Raw genomic sequence first — 21,316 nt, forward strand, 5'->3', positions numbered from 1 at the left:
TTTAGTTTGCTGCAAAGAACAGAATTACCGGATCTAGACTTCGGCGTGTTACAAGATTATCCTGTATACTTGAAGACTCTACTGCTTCAAGGCGGAGTCCCTTGGACGAAATACTGTACATAAAGACAACCGGCTCGGCCGTTTTTTCGAATCTAAAACTTAAAGCTCCCTGATAGTCGGATAAAAGTTTTTTATCCAAAAAATATTTTAAACTTACCCTCCCGGAAGAGCCTGCTCCGGAAGGTATAATGGAGGGGGAGAGTAGGTTATATCCGCTCCAAATAAATTGACCGTCAGGAAGAATCTTCAAAGAACCGAAATTTTCCGATGTAAATTCGGATGAAGTTTTGGCTATCTTTTCTATTAGGGTTTCTCTTCTTTTTATCTCATTATTGATTATATCCTCAGTTGTTGCATTTAAAGTGATAAAGTTTTCCAGTCTGTGTTTACCGCTCTTATCTGAAAATTCTAGGGTAATAATATCCTTACCCCTTATCTGCATTGAAAGGTTAGATCCTTCAAAGAGATACTTGTTTCCGATTTTTATAACCTTCGTATATGGGAAAGAAAGCCTTGTGTTTTCAAGTTCTACTCTTGCAATACCTGAGCGTAAACCCGGGAAAAAGCCCCATGTAAGGCTTATCTTATCTAGGTCAACCTGCCTGTTATTTATCATTTTTCGGTAATGTTCGGGATACCAAAATTCATTTAGAACGGCCTCAAGTTCCGTATCTGACTCTTGTGCTAAATTTGTTGTTTCCGGTGAGTCGATTTTTCTTTCATCATAGATGTTTAGATTATATGAAAAGCACCAGCCCCTTACTCCATCCTCGGTCAGAACCTCATACCATTGACCGTCCATGGGTTTTCCGCCCTTTAAAACGGGAACCCCTTCTCCAAACCAAAGAATTTTTACAAGCTGTCCTAGTTTTAGGCGGTAAACCTGATTTGAAGTATTGTCCGGGTTTGAGCGCATCGGGAGACCGTCCAGCTTAACCCTTGCATAAGAGTGTTTATGTTCGATTAGCTTTGCCTGAAATTTACCCGCATCTTTTTTTGATTCAAAAAAGGTAAGCTGCCATAGGGGAATTTCAACCCTTAATGCCGTTTTTTCGTTTAGGCCGACAATATAAACCTTTTCGATATTGGATTTTACATAAACCGGTATTATATCCCCTGCGGTAAGATTATATTCGGGAATCGACCAGTTTACTACACCGTAGCCTAGCGTTTTGGAACACGAGCTAAAAAAAACAGACGATAATATAAGGATTGCTGCAATAAAAATGAGCAGTTTCCTGTTTTGAAAAGAATTATTCATGCAAATACCTCAAGAAAATTTTTTATAGAACGTAGTTGACTCCGGCCTTCCACATATCCAGGCAGAGTCTTGTGCGTTCCTTTTCTTCTTCCGAATCCCTTTCTCTTATAACCACATTATTTTCGGGATGAGGCATGAGGCCTAACACATTTCCTCGTGCATTGCATATTCCGGCTATATCTGCAAGAGACCCGTTAGGATTAAAGGGATACTCTCCGTTTGCGGGTATGCCTTTTGCTGCATCCTTTCCTCCGTAAACCAAGGCAACCTGCCCTTTTTCGAATAAGTCATCGAGAGTTTTTTGATAATCTGTCAAAAAGCGTCCTTCGCCGTGGGCTATTGGGCAGTGTATATTGCCTTTCAGGTCCTTTGTCCAGATACAGCTTGATTTTTGAGGAATCATAGTTGTAAAGCGGCATTCGAATCTTCCCTGTTTATTGTGGGTCAGGGTGGCCTGCCTATTTTTATATCCGTCCTTATCCAAAATAACCTTTCCGTCTTTTTCTTTTCCGGGAAGGATTCCGGACTTTACCAAAACCTGAAAACCGTTACAAATGCCTATAACAGGCTTTCCTGCCGATACAAATTCGCTTACCTCATCAAAAAAGTAGTTGCTTAAATCGAGGGCAAAGAGTTTACCGGCACCAAGGGCATCTGCATAAGAAAAGCCGCCGGGAATTACAAGAATCGAATAATCCTTCCAGTTTTTTTCTTTGGCTTTTAGCTTGTTTATATGTACAATTTCGGGTTCAGCACCTGCAAGCTCTAAGGCTCTGGCCGCATCCCCGTCCCTATTGGTACCTGTTGCATGTAATACTAGGGCTTTAGGTTTCATCATTATTCTTCCTCACTGTGTTCGCATAAGAACAAATTTTTAATGTTATAAAAGTTTGAACTGTCCAAGGGGGACTTAGTGTTAGCATCTGCAGTTAGCTCAATATCGAATGAAAAATTTGTCGGGTCAAAGCCTTCTTTTTCGGCCCTAAGTACAAAAATGAATTTTTGAACATCGCCTTCTTTTTCTGCCGGTATTGGTCTGGGGCAAAATGTGTAAGCTCCTGGGGTCTTATCAGATATTTTATAAGGATTATCCCAAAGAATACTCATCTGAGGTACAATTTCTCCGTTCATTTTAAGGCTGACAACAGCATCCTCCATCGGTTTAAAGTTACTGCCGTTTAAAACATTACCTGTTATTGCAGGAAAATTAAAAACCGGAGAATTTTCAACTTCGATTACCGGATCATGGTCATGGGGTCTTTTGGTAGAAAGAACTCTTTGCATACCTTCAATCACTAAACTTGTAATATCTGCCATAATCTGAATTTTTTCGTTTTTTTCGAATTTCAAAAAGTGAGCGAGGCCCCTGCCAGATTTAATGTAGCGGGGTTTAACCCGATTGAGTACATAGCACATGGTGTCGACTCTGCATTGCATACAACTGCATGTAAGCCAGCTTTCTTTTTTTTCTTCAGCTTCATCAAATAGTTTGTTGACTTCGGTGTATACCAAGTCTTCCATAACATTATGAATGATCATAAATACTCTCCTTAGGTTAATTGCTCTTCATATTGTCAACATAGACATTTTATTCTATCCGATATTTAAAAAATCGGCAAGATTGTTTGATTAAGATTTATGCTTTTTTTATAAATTTTATCCGAAACAGCTACCCTTATTTTTCTTAAAGAAGGAACAAGAGTTTTGATAAATTCTTTTGAAAAAACTGTAGAGCTTTCGCTGAATACCTTTTGTTCATCTTCTATAAATAAGTCCGATTCAAAAGAAATTCTCTCGGGTATATCTATAATAATGTCTTCACTGCCTATTCTGCTTTTTGTTTGGTTCGAAAAATATTCGGCCAAAGCCTCTTCCGCCATTAGGCGTTTATTCAGATCTTCTAAGTCAATATGCTTTTGGTTACCGCTTTCAAAGTCTTTCTCTGCTATTATATGATAGATCTTTCCGAGCCGCAGGTCTTCGGCAGGCTTTTTTTCAGGGTAGTCAGCCTTTTCCAACAGCCGGAAAATTCCTTCATCATCTTGATGATATAGGTCCTCGGGATAGATTCTTCCCTTTTCGATTCCGGTAAATATCGCCTTTTTCATCATGGCTGTTGCTATCCTAACATCCTTGTGCCAATAAACCGACTTATACATAAGATATTTTGAAAACAAGATACTTTCAACACTTAAGATAGCTTTAGATTCTATCTTTATTCCGTTTTTTTTGTCCGGAATGAGCTGTGAAAGAATAAAATCGGTGTCCTGAATGCCGTAAGGCACTCCGCAATAAAAAGCATCCCTGTTAAGATAGTCGAGCTTGTCCGGATCCAGAACTCCCGATAAGAGTTTTTGAAAAAAAACGGTTTCGGTATCGTTTTTTTCATTACCGGTAATAATTGCTGCTGTCTGCTCAGTATTTGCCCCTGTTCTGGCTACCGCAGAACTCAGAGGTTCCTTTAAAATAAGCTCACCCGTCAAATCTTCATGTTCTTTTAATCTTAATTCTTTAAGGGAGTGAGTAAAAGGAAAATGCCCAAGGTCATGGAGGAGGGCTGCCGCTAAAAACGACATGGCTCCCTGTTTTGAAACCCAGCTGTCAGCTCCTTTTTTTAACAAAAGATTGAGCATTTTTAGGGCAATATTGTAAACACCTATGCTGTGGCCTGCCCGTGTATGACTTGCCCCCGGATAGACAAGCTCCGTAGGGCCCAGCTGCTTTATATTGTACAGACGCATAAACGAAGCCGTCTTTGTCAGAGCATATAATTCATCATTCATCCATATGTGTTTCCATATCGGATCTCGAATAGGCTTTGAAAAATCATTTAATTCGGTCATAAGGCAATTGATATTATAACATAAATTTGATATAATGTCGACAACAGGGATTTTATATTTGAAAACCCCTGTAGAAACGGATTGAATTTGCCGATACTCACTATGTGTACTTATTTTGCAGAAAATATTGTTTTTTGTTTGACAAATAATGTTTTTTACAATATAATACAACACAGAGTTTGAAACGAAACAAAAGGAGTTATACATGAAACATGGCGGTTTAGTTTTTGCGGGCATTACTTTGATGTTGTTGTTCGCATTTGCACCTTTAACGGCGCAGCAAGGTTCGATTAATTATCAAACTTATATGGTCGATACATTTGACAACCCTGACGGTCAGGGGTGGTCTTATCAGCCTGTTGGAAGTAAATTTATTACTGAGGGTTATCCTAAGATTCAATATAAGGAAGGAATGCCTCATGCCGTAAAAGTAATGAATGATGATAAGGAAAATGCTAAATTTATCGGTATAGAATTTAAGTTTAACCGAAAGGGCGACAACTGGGTTGATATTGTTCCTTCAAAAGACGGAAAACCCTTTGAGCCGGTATTTAAAGGAAATGTTCAAAGATTGGATATGTGGGTTTGGGGTGCAGGATATTACTATAACTTGGAAATCATTGTACGCGACTGCGAAGGAAGAACTCATACATTGCCCCTAGGCTATGTTAATTTTAAGGGCTGGAAAAATATGCATGTAACTGTTCCTACGAGCATTCCGCAGGCATCCAGATACCTTGGAAATAAGAACAAGATGACTTTTGTAGCGTTTAGAATAAGAACAGCTCCCTTTGAGAGAGTAGACTCATTTAAGATATTCTTTGATGAATTTAAGGCCTTAACCGATGTCTATGCCGATTCTTATGACGGCTATGAATTGGCAGATCTATCTTTTGAAGGTGAAAAAACCGAATAGTTTCGGTGTGGAGGTTAGATGATGAAAAAGAGTATTGCTATATTTTTGTTTTTGGTCGGTTTTGTGACATTTTCTTTTGCACAGCAAAATAACGACTTTTCTACGGTAGATGCCGCTGATCCTAATAAAATCGGTATTGATTCTGCCGAGCAGAGAATTAAAGAAGTTTCTATCGAAAAGTTTGAAAGCGAAGGTACTTGGTTTGCAAAGATGTCGGCTGATGAGGGGGTAATCCGCTCCAGGCTTTTTAACGGTAATCCTTTGAATAAAAAGCCCATTCCTGCAGAGGAAGGTCTTGAGCTTGCAGATGAAAAGGTTCTTGGTGTAAAGGTTTCTTTTTATCGGCGCGGTTATAACTCCTTTGAGGTTCATGCAACAAAGGCTCTCCCTGTTGAAGGTATAGCTAAAACAGCCAGTTTCTGGGTTGTAGGACGAAGTTATCCCCATACAATTAAACTCATTGTAGAAGATTTTTGGGGTAAAAAGTTTGAACTCTATGTAGGTAAGCTAAACCACTCAGGCTGGAAACTTATGACTGTTGCTATTCCTCCGCAGAACTCTGCCGGAAAAACAGGTATTATCCAGAAAGATTATCACTATGGAACAAGCATGGGACTTAAGATTGTAGGTTTCCGTGTTGAATGCGATCCTGAAGAAGCTTATGGTCATTACTACATCTACTTTGATGATTTGAGAGTTGTAAGCGACTTGTATGAAGTTGATATGAGAGATAAGGACGATATGTCCGACAACTGGTAAAAATTACTTTTGAAGTTGTTTTAGCTTTCAAAATTTATTTTTTTCTTAAAAAAGGTTAAAAACTCAGGTTTGATGTTTTTAACCTTTTTTATGCTTTAACAAATTATTTAATTTAAATAAGTACTGACTAAATCTTCTTGTAAAGTTTAAATCGGCCTTTTTTACCCTCAGAGCTTATAAGTTCTGCCTTGCTTAAAAACCAGCTCGTATATGAAGCATAGCCTTTTGCTCCGATATTTTTTATATCTTGATTTGTAAATTCTTCCGGAATAAGATCTAAAACTTTTTTGCATATAGCCTTCATGTTTTTGTAGTCTTCGGAGCTGTGTATTTCGATGAGCTTTTTATTTATAACTCCGGGCCTAAGGGGATTCCGCTTTTTTACTTCCTTGTCTATTTTTATAATCTCGGAGCTTATATATACAAGTTTAAAGCTTAAGTTTTTATTGTCTATCAAATGATAAAGGCCTGAAAGTTCCTTAAATATTTGAAAAAAAGATCCGTGTTTAGGGCTTTTTCTCCTGTGCCGTATTGAACCGTCATCATTTAAAACTTGTATATACGAAGTTAAAGCTATAGGGTAGATTATCAAAACCTTGTGTTTAGGTAAAAATTTTTCTAACTTCACTCTTAGGGAACTTAAATTTGAAGTTTGTATTTCTATTACCTTTCCCGTATCGCAAAGAATATCGCAGATGCTTCCTAAAAGCGGCTGCTCCGTTTTTCCGTTTTTTGGGCAAAAGTGCTCTTTTAGGCTTTTATGTAAATCGCTTTCGTTATATGTATTTATCATTTATAAAAATTGATTTCAGTATTTAAACATAGTCTAAAAGTTCTTCGGAATCTAGCTGTTCTACAGTATAAATAATTTGGACTATTCCTCGGTTTTCTATGGTGCGTTTACTTTGTACCTGATAAACTATCATCTTGTTTGTAGGAAGTCTCTGAGGCAGCTCGTTTCCGTTGATGTCCAAAAAGGCTCCTATGGATATGGGGCCGCCTATTTCTTGTTTTTCTCCGTTAGGGTAAATCATATAATATTCATATAGGGTCATGGGAGGAGTTTACACTCTTTTTACCAGCTTGTCAATTTGATTAAAAATTTTGTTTTTTGTCTTTAAGATAACGTTGTTATCGGTATAATAATAGGGCTGTTGTTAATAATCCGGAGAATACGGTCTTGATTTTACCGAAGAAGATTTAATCGCTTCTTTATCTATTGGAGATGTCATGTTTCATGGAAAGGCTTGTCAAAGTAGATGACGGAAGGCTTGCAGGAGTGATTATTTTGGATCAGTTAAAAGAAACTTTGACGATGACGGCGATTTATGACTGCGTTTTTGCCATGGACATAATGCAGCCTGCCGAAATTGTCTGCTCTGAAAAAACAGTCTTAAAAGTTATATGAGTTTTATACCGAAAAAGATACCTACGCTGTTCCTACATCCGGAGACAGGGCGGGCACTTGGGTATGGCTGAAAAAGACACCGTAGATCATTTTTTACACAGAAAAATAATAGAGCTGCATAAAACTGCCTATGGTTCGGATTAATGTTAGGTGATTTTCATTTTATTTGTATAACCTATTGAAAATCTTTATTTTTTATTGTATTATCATATGAATATTAAGGTTTCTCCGGCATTGGAATCTGTTTCGGCGATCTTTTGCAGGCGGCCGGTCATTTGGTTTAAGTGAGCTTTTTTATAAAAATTATAACAAAGCAAGGGTTTTCTATGCTCTTTTGAAAAAAAATAGCTTTTTTTATATGCAAAATCCTTCCAGGCTGTCTGTAGAGGTAAATTAAATAAACGGTATGGGGTTTTTATGCGTTTAGATGAACGCTCTAAGGATATTATAATAAATGCCATTTGTAAGAATTTTTCTGAAGTGTTTAAGATAATTCTTTTCGGTTCCCGTGTTGATAACGATAAAAAAGGCGGAGATATAGACCTCCTAGTTGAAACACCATCCGATATGACTTCGGCTTTTATTGAAAAGATTAATGCCTTAGCCGAAATGCAAACAAAACTTGGAGAACGTAAAATTGATCTTATAACTTCATGCGGAGTAAGGGATAAAAGGCCGGTTGTGAAAAATGCCTATAGGGATGGTATTGTTTTATGGGAGAAGTAGAAAGATTAAAGCTTATTTCTGCTAAAGACGAATGTGAAAAACACGAAGCAAGAATTTTAAAAGCCTTAGAAATTTTAACACCTTCTTTTCCTCTTACTGAAAATAGTATAAATTCTTTTGATGATGAGGCGATTGCGGTTTTAGATCAGTTTTTGTATAGGTTTGCAAAATTGCAGGATTGCATAGGTTTAAGGTTAATTCCTTCCCTATATAGTGTATTGGAAAACGATGATAGAGTTATCCCATTTATCGATGTGCTTAATAGACTTGAAAAATTAGGCTTATTATCTTCTGTAAATGATTGGCAGTTTTTTAGGGCTATTCGTAATAATCTTGCTCACGAGTATCCCGAACGGGAAGATGATGTTGTTGATGCTATTAACCTGCTTTTTTTTTTCATGGGATCGTTTTAGAACCTTGTATCAGCCTCTTATAAAAAAGGCTGAAGATTTAATTAGAGGTTGATTTTAAAAGCAGATTTGTTAAGAAATTCTAATTTATGGAAAAAAATTACTTTGTTCATGAGTCAAGTTATGTCGATGAGGGAGCCGAAATAGGCGAGGGTACAAAGGTCTGGCATTTTACTCATATAATGAGCGGTGCCAAGGTCGGAAAAAAATGCTCGATCGGTCAGAACGTAAACATAGGCGGAAGGGCTGTTATAGGTAACGGAGTCAAAATCCAAAACAATGTTTCCGTTTATGATGATGTCATCATAGAAGATGATGTTTTTTGCGGTCCTTCATGTGTTTTTACAAATGTTATAAACCCCAGAGCCTTTGTTGAGCGTAAGCACGAATACAAGAAAACTATTATAAAAAAAGGAGCTTCAATAGGGGCAAATGCCACTATTGTATGCGGTGTTACTGTCGGTGAATATGCTCTCATAGGTGCCGGTTCTGTAGTTACAAAGGATGTGCCGCCTTACTCCCTTGTATATGGTAACCCTGCTAGGGTACACGGAAAAGTAAATAAAGAAGGGGAGAAGTCATAAGTTTGCCGAAGAATATGTTTTTTGATTATTTTAAGAGATTGAGTAGGACTGATGCTTTTATGCGTCTATCTTTTATAATTTGTGCCTTTTTAATATTTTTCTTATCTTCACAGTCAAAATTGCCGTCTCCTTCCAAGCCCTTTTTCGGCTTGGATAAGATTTTACATATAATAGCTTTCGGTTCCTTTGCTTTCACCCTGACTTTTTGGTTTACCGCCGAGAAATGGATAAATAATATGCAAAAATATGCTTTACTTGTTGTCTGTATTACTGCCTTATACGGTATAAGCGATGAAGTGCATCAGTATTTTGTTCCTAATCGAAGTTCTTCCTTTTATGACTTGTTAGCCGATACTGTCGGTGCTTTTTTAGCTGTGGGGTTAAAGCTTTTACTGATAAAAAAATCTACTTTAAAAAGGAATCATGTATGAAAATTGCCTTAATCGGCTGCGGCCGAATTAGTTTTAAACACATAGAAGCCTTTGTTGCTATGAAGGATAGGGTTGAATTCGTTGCAGCCTGCGATCCTATCTTAGAACGTGCTGAAGAAAAGCGGTTTGAATATAAAAAATCCATTCCAAATGCTGATGTAAAAATTTTTGCGGACTACAAGGAGATGCTTAAAGAATGTAAACCGGATGTAGTAACAATTGCAACCGAATCCGGAAAACATAAGGATATAGCTGTTCACTGTCTTAAAAACGGTACCCATGTTATCTGTGAAAAACCCATGGCTCTTTCAACCTCCGATGCTCAAGAAATGATAGATACGGCTAAGAAAAACAATAAAAAGTTAGCGGTCTGCTTTCAAAACCGTTTTAACGCTCCTGTAGTAAAGACAAGGGATGCCTTGGAAATGGGCCGCTTCGGTAAGATTCTTCACGGTATGATTCAGGTGCGCTGGAACAGGAATGAGGCTTATTATGCTCAAGCTCCTTGGCGGGGAACATGGGAACAGGACGGCGGTACTCTTATGAATCAGTGTACTCATGGTATTGATCTTTTGCAGTGGATGATGGGAGAGGATGCCGTAAGAGTTCAGGCTCAAACAAGGCGTTTTATGCGTCCTATTGAAGCTGAGGACTTCGGCTGTGCCATAGTCGAATTTGCTTCAGGTGCTGTCGGAATAATAGAGGGTACTGCCGATGTTTACCCTAAAAACTTAAATGAAACCTTGAGTCTTTTCGGTACGGAAGGATCGGTAGTAATCGGCGGCCTTGCCGTAAACAAGATGGAAACTTGGAGATTTGCTGATGCCGAAAAGATGGGAGACACTGAGGAACAGGTTTTAAACCCCGATGAAAAAGATCCGCCTACAGTATATGGCTTCGGCCACACAGCTCTTTTTAATGATTTTATTGATGCAATAGAACAAGGTAGAGAGCCTTTAGTTTCAGGCGAAAAGGGTAAAAAAGCCTTAGAAATAATTCTTGCAATTTATAAGTCCCAAAAAACCGGACAGCCTGTAAATCTTCCTTGCGATTTTTCTACCATGGAAATGAAGGGGATTTTCTAGTTAAGTTTAATTTTAGAGTTTCTTTAAAAATTCACTTCTAGTTAAGATGAATAAAAATATTATAGAAAGGCTTAAAACTTTTTTTGACTCAAGACCTGAGATTATCCTCGCAATTATTTATGGTTCATATGCCAGAGGAACTGAAACTGAAACAAGTGATGTGGATATTGCTGCGGCTATGAGTGAAGTTATGAGTCTTGATACTAGATTGAATCTTCAATTGGAGCTTTCAATTCTTTTAAAAAAAGAAATTGATCTGGTGGATATAAATAAAATTAAGGGGTTGATTCATTATAAGGTTTTTACTGAAGGTTTTTGTATAAAAAAGTGCGAAAATGAAGGACAGGCCTTATTTCATAAAAATTTTATGACTGCCTTATATTGGTATGAAGATTATTATCCGCTTTATAAGCGCGGACAAAAATATATTATTGAAAAAGCTTTTACTATTTAATAAAGAAGCGGGTTATAAATGGCGGTCGATAAATTGGCGGAGGTATTGAATGAAAAGGCTTCGACAATGGCTGAAGTTTTTTTAATTCTTTCAGAACGAGGAATAATTGATAAAAATCTAGCATTAAGTCTTGCCAAATCTATAGGTTTTAGAAATATTGCCGTACACGAGTATGATTCTCTTGATATGGATATTGTGTATGCCATTATAACGAAAGATCTAAGTATTTTTTATGATTTTGCAAGGGCTGTGTTAAAAATAATTAATGATTGATTTTGAGGTGAATACATGAATGTTCCATTCTATACTGCAACGAGAGAATATAAAAATCATAAGGGTGAATTCGATTCTGCCTTGTCGGAAGTTTTGGAAGCAGGCGACTTTATTTTGGGAAAGGCCGTTAAAGAGTTTGAAGAAAAAATAACCGCATATACGAAAGCAAAATATGCAATAGGTGTTGCAAACGGAAGCGATGCCCTTGTACTTGCTTCGGATATCTTAGGTTTTAAAGACGGTGCTGAAGTTATTACACCTGTGTTTACATTCTTTGCTTCAAGTTCTTGTATAGCTCGGCTCGGCGGTAAGCCCGTTTTTTGTGATGTGGATGAAGACACCTTTTGTATGGACATGAAGGATGCCGAAAAGCGTATTACACAAAAAACGGTAGGCCTTCTTCCCGTGCATTTATTTTTACAAACTGCCGATATGTCTTCCTGTATGGCCTTGGCAAAAAAGCATAATCTTAAAGTGCTTGAAGATGCGGCTGAAGCTTTCGGTATGAAAGAACTGTATAATGGTTCTTTACATACCGCCGGAACTATAGGCGATATGGGAATTTACTCCTTCTTCCCGACGAAAACTCTCGGAGGCTACGGAGACGGCGGAATTATAATTACAAATAATGAAGAGTATTATCTAAAAGCTAAAAGCCTTCGAGTTCACGGGGCTACGAAAAAATATCATCATGATTATGTAGGTTATAACTCCCGCCTTGACAGTTTGCAGGCTGCGGTCTTAAACGTAAAACTAAAACACATTGATGAAGCAATCGAAAAAAGAGCTGCACACGCTAAGCAATACAGTGAGCTTTTAAAAAATGTACCTCAGGTAAAAATCCCTGTTGTAAAAACCAAGGGAAAAGAGGTTTATTACGTCTTTAATATCTTGGCTGAAAAGCGGGATGCTCTGCAAACCTATCTTACTGAAAAAGGAATCGGTACAACCGTTTATTATCCCAAGTGCTTACATGAACAGGAGTGTTTTAAGTATCTCGGTTATAAAAAAGGCGACTTCCCCGTTGCCGAAAAATTATGTGCTTCAGTTTTGGCTCTTCCTATGTATCCTGAGCTTACGGAAGATGAGATAGGTTATGTTTGCGAGAAAATAGCGGAGTTTTATAAAAGATAGGAAATGGATGTGACTAATCCGATCCGTTGGAAGCAGCGCTTTCAAAATTACCTTATTTTTTTCACTTTGTCGCTTATTCAACGTTGACTCATAAAGCTTTGATAAGACATATTGATGAACAAATCAGGGGCGTAGTGATATGAGTATTGTAGTTTAAGATAATGTATATATTATTGAGTTTAAGCTGAAAAAGAAATACAAGCGAATTTAACTATGTTGCTTTGGAAACTAAATGAAGCGATATAAAGGAATATAGATAGAGTATTTTTTGATCTTATTATTAATTTTACCTAGGAGATTCCGATGAAAAATGAAAATGTTGGCTGGTTTTTTGTATATTTTAAATCAAAGATTGCTGCTAACCAGTTTATGCTTGATGATACATTGGAGGTTGAAAGAAATAATTGTATCTCCAGTAGTTTATTTTTAGCTTATGCTAATTTTATTAAAAAATTTGAAAAGGATCATGTCTATGTTGATCTGCAAGATCGTTTTTGTTTACAAGATGGGGTTGTTTTAAATTATTCAGATAATTTGACTGATAGAGTGACTGTACCTGCATCTAGCCTTTTTTGGACAAGTTTTTATGGTCCTTTTGCTGGACTTCAATTTGATAAAAAAAGTAGGTCAATTTGGGTTTATACAAATCAGACTGGCGAAAAACCTGTGTATTATTTTGATAATAAAGATTTTTTCATGGTTTCTTCAAGTGTGTATATTTTATCAAAAATTTTAAAGAAAAATGGTATAAGATATTCATTAAATGAGCGTACAATGAATTTACTTATTACCTATTACCATACAGTTTTGGATAATACAATTATTTCGGAAGTTAAGCGTTTACGTCCTGGATACTATCTTGTTTTTCAAAATAATGAACTTCAGCTTGAGCAATATAAAGTTTTTAAACATAATATTAATCCTAATATATCTGAAGATGATGCGATTGAGGAAATAGATCGATTATTTATAAGAGCTGTAAATTATGAGTTTAAAAAAGATCAGCAATATGGGTATAAACATTTTGTGACATTAAGCGGCGGACTGGATAGCAGAATGACTTGTATGGTCGCTCATGAGCTAGGTTATTCGGATATACTTGCTTTTCATTTTTCTAATGCAAATTATTTTGAAGAAAGTATAGCACGAAAGATAGCAACTGATTTAGGTATAGGTTATTTATATAGATCTTTAAATGACCATGAGGTGATATATTTATTGTCAGAAATTATAAAATTAAATTATGGAAATGCTGTCTATTCTGGAATAGGAGGAGTGTTTTGGGCATATAAAAATCTATATACTTGTGATTCACCTTATGGATTAGTGCATACAGGCGAAATAGGCGATGCAATTTTAGGGGGATCTTTTTTTAAGTATCCTATTTTAGGTGTTCCGAATGATGAGCGTGTAGAATCTACTATAATTCGACCCATTTTGAATGACTGGTCAATATATGAAAATGATGAACAAAAAGATATGTATGAAAGGGCTTTCTGTGGTTGTATGAGCACTCATCAAATTACTCAGCATTTTACAGAGGAAGTTTCTCCATTTATTGAACCTGATTTTATGGATTTTTGTTTTTCATTACCTATTAGGATGCGTTATAACAGTTATATATATAAAAAATGGATATTAAAAAAGCATTCTTCCGCTGCTGAATATGTTTGGGAAAAGATAGGTAAAAAAATAACAGATGTTAATAGTGTTAAAGTGTATACTCAACGGATGAAAAGATATATAAAAAGTTCTTCATATATGCAATGGCTTGTAAAATTATATATTAAAAATAAAAAACTGAAAGAGGATATGAATCCTTATTCCAAGTGGTATTTGGAAAATAATAGTTTAAAAAAATTTATAGATGAGTATTATATAGGAAACATAATGAAATTGGATGATTATCCTAATATAAAGCATGATTGTGAAAAAGTTTTTTTACAAGGTTCTGGTATGGAGAAACTTTTTGTACTTACTGTATTAGGTATAGTAGATAGCTATTTTTAGTATGCAATTGTATTTATTCATTAAGAAAATTATTTCAAGAGGCGGATTACATATTTTTTTGTCCAGTGCTTGTAATAAACTTTTTTCTTTTTTTTCAGTAGTTATTATTGCACGGGTATTGTCAAAAAACGATTACGGTGTTTACGGATATAGCTATAATTTTCTTGATTTTTTTATATTATTTCAAGGAATAGGTTTAAGTAATGGAATTTTGCAGTTTGCCTCTGAAACAAATGATTTAAAAAAACAGAATATGATAGCTGTTTTTTCATTAAAACTTGGTACTTATTTTAATATAATACTGATAGGGTTCGGTTTTATTTTTAGCGTTGTTTTTAATTTTAAGATTCCTAATGCTAATCATATATTTCGATATATAGTAGGACTGTTACCCTTAAGCTATGTTATAGCATGGGGAAGTTCATACTTGAGATCAAAAGATTTGAATAAGTCTTTTGCATTGCTATCAAATTCTTCTTCATTTTTCTTAGTTTCGTTTTCAATAGCTGGTGCTTATTATTTTGGTCTATATGGTTATATTTTTGGGAAATATTTAGGTTATATTAGTTCTATTATTTTATTATTTTTTCTTTTGAAAAATGATATTTGGATGATATTAAGGCAGCGTTTCAAATGGTTTGAAGAGGCTAATAGTATATTAAAATATTCAGTATTATGTATGCTGACTAATACTGTAAGTCATTCATTGTATTTAGTTGATGTGTTTGTTATTGGTCTTATTTGTCCAGATGCTTCAATTTTAGCTGATTACAAAATAGCAGCACAGATTCCGTTTTCCTTATATTTTGTTCCACTCAGTATTATTACATTTATTTATCCATATTTTGCTAGAAATAGGTTGAATTTTATTTGGTTAAAAACTAACACTATTAAATTATTGCTAGGTAATTTTTTATTGAATTTAATTATTGGCTTGATATTAATATTCTTTGCAGAAAAAATTATTGTTATCGTGTACACCGAAAAATATCTAACAATACTGCCAATTTTTAAAGTACTAATTTTATCGTATATTGTTTCATCAACTTTAAGAGTGCCTATTGGAAATTTGTTATCTATGCTTCGATATGTGAAGTATAATCTTATAAGCTCTATTTGTATTGGATTTTTAAATATTCTATTGAATTATTATTTTATAAAATTTTGGAGTTCACTTGGTGCGGCTTTTTCTACCCTGTTAACTGTTTTGATTTCCGGTTTGATGGATATGTGTATGTACTTATTTGTTCTTAATCGATTAAAGAAAACCGTTGTCTAAATGAATTCACTTTGACGTAAGAGTAATTTGTTATATTGTGAGGTGTAATTTATGGATGAGAATGAACGTTTGATTTGGTTTAATGGTGCAATTGTTAAGCTTTCTGATGCCAGAATTAGCGTTTTGTCTCCAATGGCACAATTTGGAGCCAATGTGTTTGAAGGTATAAGATGTTATTGGAGTGGTAATGAGTCGCAATTGTATGCATTTCGACTGCAAGCACATTATAATCGTCTTTTGAATTCAATTAAACTGTTTCGTATGGATTTTGATCATGATGAAACTTTTTTTAAGAATGCTTTGATTGATGTTGTTAAAGCTAATATGTATAAGGAAGATATTGCTGTCAGACAAACGGTTTTTATTGACGGCGATTCAGGGACATGGAGTTCAACCGGGCCTGTGAATATGTTTATATCCCCAATTCCAAAACAAAGAAAGACTATTCCATTAAATGACGGTATTAGGTGTCACATAAGTTCATGGTTACGTATAAATGATAATACCCTATCTCCAAGGATGAAGTGCGGTGCGAATTATATTAATAGCCGACTTGCACAGCAAGAAGCTTTATTGTGTGGCTATGATTCTGCTTTATTTTTAAATAACTTGGGATTTATTGCAGAAGGCCCTGGGTCTTGTATTTTTATAGTAAAAAATGGAGTGTTGATAACTCCAAGCCTTACTGATTCTATTCTAGAAAGTATTACTCGTGATACAATTATTAAGCTTGCAGAAAAAGAATTACATCTTACAGTCCAGGAGCGGAGTATTACAAGGACAGAACTGTATACATGTGATGAAGCCTTTTTATGCGGTTCAGCAGCAGAGGTCAGTCCTATATTGGAAGTAGATGGAATGATTATTGGTGATGGACAAGTAGGCTTACTGACTAAAAAACTGCATTCAATATATTTGAAGGTCGTTTCGGGTGAGTATATAAACTATAAAAATTGGCTTACACCTATATACTCATTATGAATATATTAATTATTACAAATCCAGATTCTTTTGTCATACCAAAATACATTGATGAAGTATTATTGTATCTAAGTAAGGATGTAAATATTTCTATAATATCTCTTTATCCTATTCTACATAATATAAATCAAGATTATTATGGAACTAATAGCATTGCTGTTATTGATTCTTGTACAAATAATAAAATTTTAAATTATTTTTCTAATGTTAGAATTATAAATGTATTTATACGATGGGCAATTTTATATGGACGAGTAAAAAAAATAAAAAAAGCTGATTTAATTTGTGTCCATTATGTTGACTTCTTATCCGCTGTTTTTGCATGTCTTATAAAACGAAGATCTAAGTTGATTTTTGTATATTGGGGTAGTGATTTACTACGTGCTTCTAAAAAAATACTATTTTTAATAAAGCCGTTTCTTAAGTTTGCTGATTATATTATTTTTTTAACTAATAGTCTTTTTAAAAAATATTCTCTAGAATATGGGATGCCTAGGTATAATTATGATATTATAGATTTTGGTATTTCAGCATTGTCAAACATAAAATATATAAAACTAAGTAATGATTATAAAGAGAAAGTCAAGTCTTTTTTTCAATTTCCTTTGAATAAATTATGTGTAGCTATAGGTTATAATGGTATTCCACAGCAACAGCATGATTCTGTTGTTAATTGTCTTATGTCTTTACCCGATGATATTAAGAAAAGATTACATCTTGTTTTTCATTTTTTTAATAACCAAGATAAAACGGATTATGCAAATAAGTTAATAGTTTTATTGAAAAAGAGTCAAATCTCTTATTCTTTTCTTATAGACTTTTTTGATGTAGAAACTACTGCAAAGTTAAGATCTTCTATTGATATTTTTATCAACTCACAAACTACGGATGCTCTTTCCGCTTCACTTGTAGAATATTTATATGCCGGAGCTATAGTATTAAATCCTGTATGGCTAGACTATCCTGAACTTGAAAAAAATAATATATTTTATATTGCATATAATAAATTTGAAGATATAAATAATATATTTCCCCGTATCTTTGAAGATTATTCTCTATATTATAACTATGCAAAAAATAATGCCGATCCTATTTATTCTATGTATTCATGGGAAAGTTTGCGAAAAAAATGGCTGGAAGTTTTAAACGGAGTTTGTGATGATTGATAAATCAAATTTAGTACGGATAATGATAATTGGTGCAGGTCAAGCCGGAAAAGAGTTGTTAGATGACATACATAGAAATTATCCTGTGTTTAATGTATTATGTATAATTGATGATGATCCTATGCTCCTTGGTAAGGAAATAAATGGAGTAAAGATTGTTGGTAATCGAGATGATATTTTAAAATACTCAAATAAATTTTCGATAGACCAGATAGTTTTTGCTATTCCATCAGCATCTCCTGATACTCGAAAAAGTATCTTAGATATTTGTAAAAAAACAAAGTGTAAACTAAGGTCTTTGCCGTCTCGTAAAGAGTTTATTGATCCGGATATTTCGGTTAGGTTAATTAGAGATATCAATTTAAATGATCTATTAGGTCGGCCTCCTATTAATATTGAAAGTGTTTGTGTTGATTATTTAAATAATAAAGTTATTCTAGTAACAGGTGGGGGGGGATCTATCGGCAGTGAGTTGTGTAGACAGATTGCAAGTGCTGATCCTAAATTGTTGATTATTTTTGACATATATGAAAATACTGCATATGATATTGAACAAGAGTTAAAATTTAAATATCCTAACCTAAATCTTGTCGTTTTAATAGGCTCGGTTAGAGATCAAAATCGTGTAAACTATATATTTGAAACATACCAACCTGAGATTGTATATCATGCTGCTGCCCATAAACATGTGCCTCTTATGGAGACTAGTGCACATGAAGCAATAAAAAATAATGTGGGTGGAACTTATAATCTTGCTTTGGCTGCTGATAGGTATAAGTGTAAAAATTTTGTATTAATTTCCACTGATAAGGCTGTACGTCCTACCAATATTATGGGAGCATCGAAAAGGCTATGTGAGCTAATTATACAGTGGATGGCTGGTAAAAGTAGAACAAATTATGCTGCTGTTAGGTTTGGTAATGTTTTGGGCAGTAATGGAAGTGTTATTCCATTATTTAAAAAACAAATTGAAGCGGGAGGTCCTGTAACAATTACGCATAAAGATATTATACGTTTTTTTATGACTATTGAAGAAGCGGTTTCATTGGTTTTACAAGCAGGTGCCTTTGCTAAAGGAGGGGAAATTTTTGTTTTGAATATGGGTGAGCCCGTAAAAATATATGATATGGCTTTAAATTTAATTCGTCTATCTGGATATGTTCCGAATGTTGATATTGAAATTGTTGAAACAGGATTGCGACCCGGTGAAAAACTATATGAAGAACTATTAACGGATGAAGAAGGTTTGAATAATACTCTTAATAATAAAATCTTTATAGCTAAACCCTTTAATAATAACTCAATTGATTTTTTGAATAGGATTGAAAACTTGATTGAGCTTGCTCATAATGAAAGCTCTCATATTATCTCAAAAGTAAAAGAAATGGTGCCCGAGTATAATCCTGAGATTAGGGAGGCAGTATGTCATTAAAATTTATGTATATTACCAATGATCCTTTTACTGCACGTGTGTGTGAAAGAGCCGGTGTTGATCGAGTTTGGATTGATTTAGAGTATAAAGGGAAAGAAGAAAGACAAAAAAATAAGGATACCGTAAAATCTTTTCATTCTATATCTGATATTTCCATAATAAAAAATGAGTTGAAAAAATCTCAGCTTTTAGTTCGTGTAAATCCTTATGATAAGGATTCAAAGTTAGAGATTGATGGCGTTATAGATGCCGGTGCTGATATTATAATGTTGCCTATGGCTAAAACATACATCGATTGCCTTAATTTTGTTAATGATGTAAATGGCAGGGTGAAAACTATATTATTGTTGGAGACAAAATCTATTGAGCAATTCCTTGGTAAGATTTTAAATGATAATTTATTTGATGAAATTCATATAGGCTTAAATGACTTGTCTTTATCTTATGGGTTAAATTTTATGTTTCAATTAATTAGTAATGGAGTTGTTGAGCGTATTTGTAATCAGATTCGTCCATATGGAGTTCCATATGGGTTTGGTGGTATCGGAAGACTCGGACAGGGAATAATTCCATCTGAGTATATAATACCTGAGCATTATCGACTGGGTTCTACTCGTGCGATTCTTTCACGAAGTTTTTTTCATCTTGGTGATGTGATTAGGGATAGGTCTATTGTAGAATGTAAATTTATCGAAAAAATACAAGAGATTAGAAGTTTTGAAGCTAAAGTTTCTTCTTTTTCTGATGAAGAATTTACAAAAAATTTTTGTTTTGTCAAAAGCAAGATAGATACAATGTTTGGAGAAAATAAAAGTGATAACATATGATTTATTAAAAAAGTTGAATTTGCAGTATGGAGATTCATTCTATATATTGGATATTAATGAAGTTAAAAACAATTTTAACTTGTTTTTAACTGCGTTTTTGAATAAATATGAGAATACCCATATTGCTTACTCATATAAAACAAACTATATTCCTCATATTTGTAAAGCTATTCATATGCTGGGCGGTAGGGCTGAAGTTGTCTCTGAGATGGAATATGAAATGGCGAAAAGAAATAATGTCTCTGATGCGGATATTTTTTATAATGGCCCATATAAAAAGTTTGACTATCTTCATAAAATGATAGTTGGAGGTGTACATGTTAATCTTGATAGCTATGAAGAATTTAATTATGTAAGCAAAATAGCTTCTGAATATGGTAAACCTTATTCTATAGGATTAAGATGTAACTTTGATATTGGTTTGGATAGAGTATCTCGGTTTGGATTTGACGTAGAGGATGAATCTTTTTTTATTATGCTTGAAAAAATAGAAAATCATCCTAATATTAAACTTACTGGTTTACATTCGCATTTTCCTGAAAGAAGATTGTTTGCTTTTGTTAATCGTGCAGATAAGATGAAAGCTTTGTTGTTAAAGTTAAAGAGAGCAGGCTTTTTAAAAGATTTGGAGTATGTAAGTTTCGGCGGCGGATTTTATGGGAAAAAAACGGAAAGTCTGGATTTTTTATCAGATGTAGATTTTCCATCATTTTCAGATTATGCTGAGCCAATATGCAGTACAATGAACATAGTTTTTGATAATATTGTTAATAAGCCTGAATTAATATTGGAACCCGGTACAGCAATAGTTGCTGACACTATGTCTTTTTTTACTAAGGTTATTTCCATAAAAACTGTTCGCGGTAAAAACTATGCAACTCTTTCCGGGTCTACTTATAATATCAATCCGTCTGTTAAAAATATCAATCGTCCTATAAACGTGTATTCGGCACAACAAGAAATAGGAGAAAAAAAAGAGTATGATTTTGTAGGGTATACTTGCATTGAAGATGATGTATTGTATAGAAAATTTTATGGGAATCTAGACGTAAATGATTATGTTCTCTTTAATAATGTCGGTTCATATAGTGTTGTTTTTAAACCTCCATTTATTTTACCAAATGTGCCCATTATTATGATTGATAATGATAAGGTAACTGAGATTAAACGGCAGGAATCTTTGGAAGATATTCTGATAAGTTATAACTAATTTTGAATTTTTATGAATTTATGGGTGCGTAGTATGAAGTACTGTCGAACAATTATTTTTATTTTGC

Annotated in this window: 24 protein-coding genes; 18 read left to right on the forward strand and 6 right to left on the reverse strand. The window is 34.3% G+C overall.

Translation table 11 applies throughout. The features are described from left to right. Window position 1: 1 nt before the first annotated feature. The 4 genes from E4O00_RS04820 to E4O00_RS04835 all read right to left on the reverse strand — a co-directional run bounded on the left by E4O00_RS04820 (window position 2) and on the right by E4O00_RS04835 (window position 4,164). Window positions 2-1,321: an SH3 domain-containing protein gene (locus E4O00_RS04820; RefSeq protein WP_253678864.1), complete on the reverse strand. Its 1,320-nt coding sequence runs from the start codon at window positions 1,319-1,321 to the stop codon at window positions 2-4. A 22-nt stretch (window positions 1,322-1,343) separates the two neighbouring features. After that, on the reverse strand, window positions 1,344-2,159 hold the full coding sequence (gene purQ / locus E4O00_RS04825) for a phosphoribosylformylglycinamidine synthase I (RefSeq protein ID WP_253678865.1): 816 nt from the start codon (window positions 2,157-2,159) through the stop codon (window positions 1,344-1,346). Continuing rightward, window positions 2,159-2,860, reverse strand: a complete 702-nt coding sequence (locus E4O00_RS04830) for a late competence development ComFB family protein (RefSeq protein ID WP_253678866.1) — start codon at window positions 2,858-2,860, stop codon at window positions 2,159-2,161. Before E4O00_RS04830 ends, purQ begins: the two co-directional genes overlap by 1 nt. A 65-nt stretch (window positions 2,861-2,925) precedes the next feature. After that, window positions 2,926-4,164 (reverse strand): HD domain-containing protein, encoded by a 1,239-nt coding sequence (locus E4O00_RS04835; protein WP_253678867.1) that lies wholly within the window; start codon window positions 4,162-4,164, stop codon window positions 2,926-2,928. A gap of 205 nt (window positions 4,165-4,369) precedes the next feature. Between E4O00_RS04835 and E4O00_RS04840 the strand changes: the two genes are divergently transcribed. Both E4O00_RS04840 and E4O00_RS04845 read left to right on the forward strand, forming a co-directional pair. Beyond that, window positions 4,370-5,080, forward strand: a complete 711-nt coding sequence (locus E4O00_RS04840; protein WP_253678868.1) for a flagellar filament outer layer protein FlaA — start codon at window positions 4,370-4,372, stop codon at window positions 5,078-5,080. Window positions 5,081-5,101: 21 nt separating this feature from the next. Then, on the forward strand, window positions 5,102-5,839 hold the full coding sequence (locus E4O00_RS04845; RefSeq protein WP_253679648.1) for a flagellar filament outer layer protein FlaA: 738 nt from the start codon (window positions 5,102-5,104) through the stop codon (window positions 5,837-5,839). Between the two features lie 127 nt (window positions 5,840-5,966). Here E4O00_RS04845 and E4O00_RS04850 read toward each other — a convergent pair whose 3' ends face one another. Both E4O00_RS04850 and E4O00_RS04855 read right to left on the reverse strand, forming a co-directional pair. Next, window positions 5,967-6,632, reverse strand: a complete 666-nt coding sequence (locus tag E4O00_RS04850; protein WP_253678869.1) for a DUF8091 domain-containing protein — start codon at window positions 6,630-6,632, stop codon at window positions 5,967-5,969. 22 nt (window positions 6,633-6,654) lie between these two features. Then, window positions 6,655-6,894, reverse strand: coding sequence for a hypothetical protein (locus E4O00_RS04855; RefSeq protein WP_253678870.1), 240 nt, complete (start codon window positions 6,892-6,894; stop codon window positions 6,655-6,657). Window positions 6,895-7,076: 182 nt separating this feature from the next. Between E4O00_RS04855 and E4O00_RS04860 the strand changes: the two genes are divergently transcribed. From E4O00_RS04860 to E4O00_RS04940, 16 genes are all read left to right on the forward strand, one after another. Continuing rightward, the gene (locus E4O00_RS04860; RefSeq protein WP_253678871.1) at window positions 7,077-7,247 is read left to right on the forward strand and encodes a hypothetical protein; all 171 of its coding nucleotides are present in this window, start codon (window positions 7,077-7,079) and stop codon (window positions 7,245-7,247) included. A 417-nt stretch (window positions 7,248-7,664) separates the two neighbouring features. Next, a complete protein-coding gene (locus E4O00_RS04865) occupies window positions 7,665-7,973 on the forward strand; it encodes a nucleotidyltransferase family protein (protein ID WP_253678872.1) in 309 nt (102 codons plus the stop codon). Beyond that, window positions 7,961-8,386, forward strand: a complete 426-nt coding sequence (locus E4O00_RS04870; protein ID WP_253678873.1) for a hypothetical protein — start codon at window positions 7,961-7,963, stop codon at window positions 8,384-8,386. Before E4O00_RS04865 ends, E4O00_RS04870 begins: the two co-directional genes overlap by 13 nt. Before the next feature lie 86 nt (window positions 8,387-8,472). Beyond that, window positions 8,473-8,967 (forward strand): acyltransferase, encoded by a 495-nt coding sequence (locus E4O00_RS14035; RefSeq protein ID WP_305880174.1) that lies wholly within the window; start codon window positions 8,473-8,475, stop codon window positions 8,965-8,967. A gap of 2 nt (window positions 8,968-8,969) precedes the next feature. Next, on the forward strand, window positions 8,970-9,398 hold the full coding sequence (locus E4O00_RS04885; RefSeq protein WP_253678874.1) for a VanZ family protein: 429 nt from the start codon (window positions 8,970-8,972) through the stop codon (window positions 9,396-9,398). Further along, on the forward strand, window positions 9,395-10,483 hold the full coding sequence (locus tag E4O00_RS04890; protein ID WP_253678875.1) for a Gfo/Idh/MocA family protein: 1,089 nt from the start codon (window positions 9,395-9,397) through the stop codon (window positions 10,481-10,483). Before E4O00_RS04885 ends, E4O00_RS04890 begins: the two co-directional genes overlap by 4 nt. Window positions 10,484-10,529: 46 nt before the next feature. Continuing rightward, window positions 10,530-10,937, forward strand: a complete 408-nt coding sequence (locus E4O00_RS04895; RefSeq protein WP_253678876.1) for a type VII toxin-antitoxin system MntA family adenylyltransferase antitoxin — start codon at window positions 10,530-10,532, stop codon at window positions 10,935-10,937. Window positions 10,938-10,955: 18 nt separating this feature from the next. Further along, window positions 10,956-11,210: a type VII toxin-antitoxin system HepT family RNase toxin gene (locus E4O00_RS04900; RefSeq protein ID WP_253678877.1), complete on the forward strand. Its 255-nt coding sequence runs from the start codon at window positions 10,956-10,958 to the stop codon at window positions 11,208-11,210. A 15-nt stretch (window positions 11,211-11,225) separates the two neighbouring features. Next, window positions 11,226-12,344: a DegT/DnrJ/EryC1/StrS family aminotransferase gene (locus E4O00_RS04905; RefSeq protein WP_253678878.1), complete on the forward strand. Its 1,119-nt coding sequence runs from the start codon at window positions 11,226-11,228 to the stop codon at window positions 12,342-12,344. Window positions 12,345-12,647: 303 nt separating this feature from the next. Beyond that, the gene (locus E4O00_RS04910) at window positions 12,648-14,354 is read left to right on the forward strand and encodes an asparagine synthase-related protein (RefSeq protein WP_253678879.1); all 1,707 of its coding nucleotides are present in this window, start codon (window positions 12,648-12,650) and stop codon (window positions 14,352-14,354) included. 1 nt (window position 14,355) lies between these two features. After that, a complete protein-coding gene (locus E4O00_RS04915; RefSeq protein ID WP_253678880.1) occupies window positions 14,356-15,633 on the forward strand; it encodes an oligosaccharide flippase family protein in 1,278 nt (425 codons plus the stop codon). A gap of 51 nt (window positions 15,634-15,684) precedes the next feature. Further along, the gene (locus E4O00_RS04920) at window positions 15,685-16,614 is read left to right on the forward strand and encodes a branched-chain amino acid transaminase (RefSeq protein WP_253678881.1); all 930 of its coding nucleotides are present in this window, start codon (window positions 15,685-15,687) and stop codon (window positions 16,612-16,614) included. Next, window positions 16,611-17,780 carry a glycosyltransferase family protein gene (locus E4O00_RS04925; protein ID WP_253678882.1) on the forward strand — a complete coding sequence of 390 codons (1,170 nt, stop codon included), beginning with the start codon at window positions 16,611-16,613 and terminating at the stop codon, window positions 17,778-17,780. The genes E4O00_RS04920 and E4O00_RS04925 overlap by 4 nt, the downstream gene beginning before the upstream one ends. Then, the gene (locus E4O00_RS04930; RefSeq protein WP_253678883.1) at window positions 17,773-19,212 is read left to right on the forward strand and encodes a polysaccharide biosynthesis protein; all 1,440 of its coding nucleotides are present in this window, start codon (window positions 17,773-17,775) and stop codon (window positions 19,210-19,212) included. The genes E4O00_RS04925 and E4O00_RS04930 overlap by 8 nt, the downstream gene beginning before the upstream one ends. Beyond that, window positions 19,203-20,039, forward strand: coding sequence for an aldolase/citrate lyase family protein (locus E4O00_RS04935; protein WP_253678884.1), 837 nt, complete (start codon window positions 19,203-19,205; stop codon window positions 20,037-20,039). Before E4O00_RS04930 ends, E4O00_RS04935 begins: the two co-directional genes overlap by 10 nt. Beyond that, on the forward strand, window positions 20,026-21,249 hold the full coding sequence (locus E4O00_RS04940) for an alanine racemase (RefSeq protein WP_253678885.1): 1,224 nt from the start codon (window positions 20,026-20,028) through the stop codon (window positions 21,247-21,249). The genes E4O00_RS04935 and E4O00_RS04940 overlap by 14 nt, the downstream gene beginning before the upstream one ends. Window positions 21,250-21,316 lie beyond the last annotated feature (67 nt).

The organism is Treponema sp. OMZ 788, assembly GCF_024181245.1.
GTDB lineage: Bacteria > Spirochaetota > Spirochaetia > Treponematales > Treponemataceae > Treponema_B.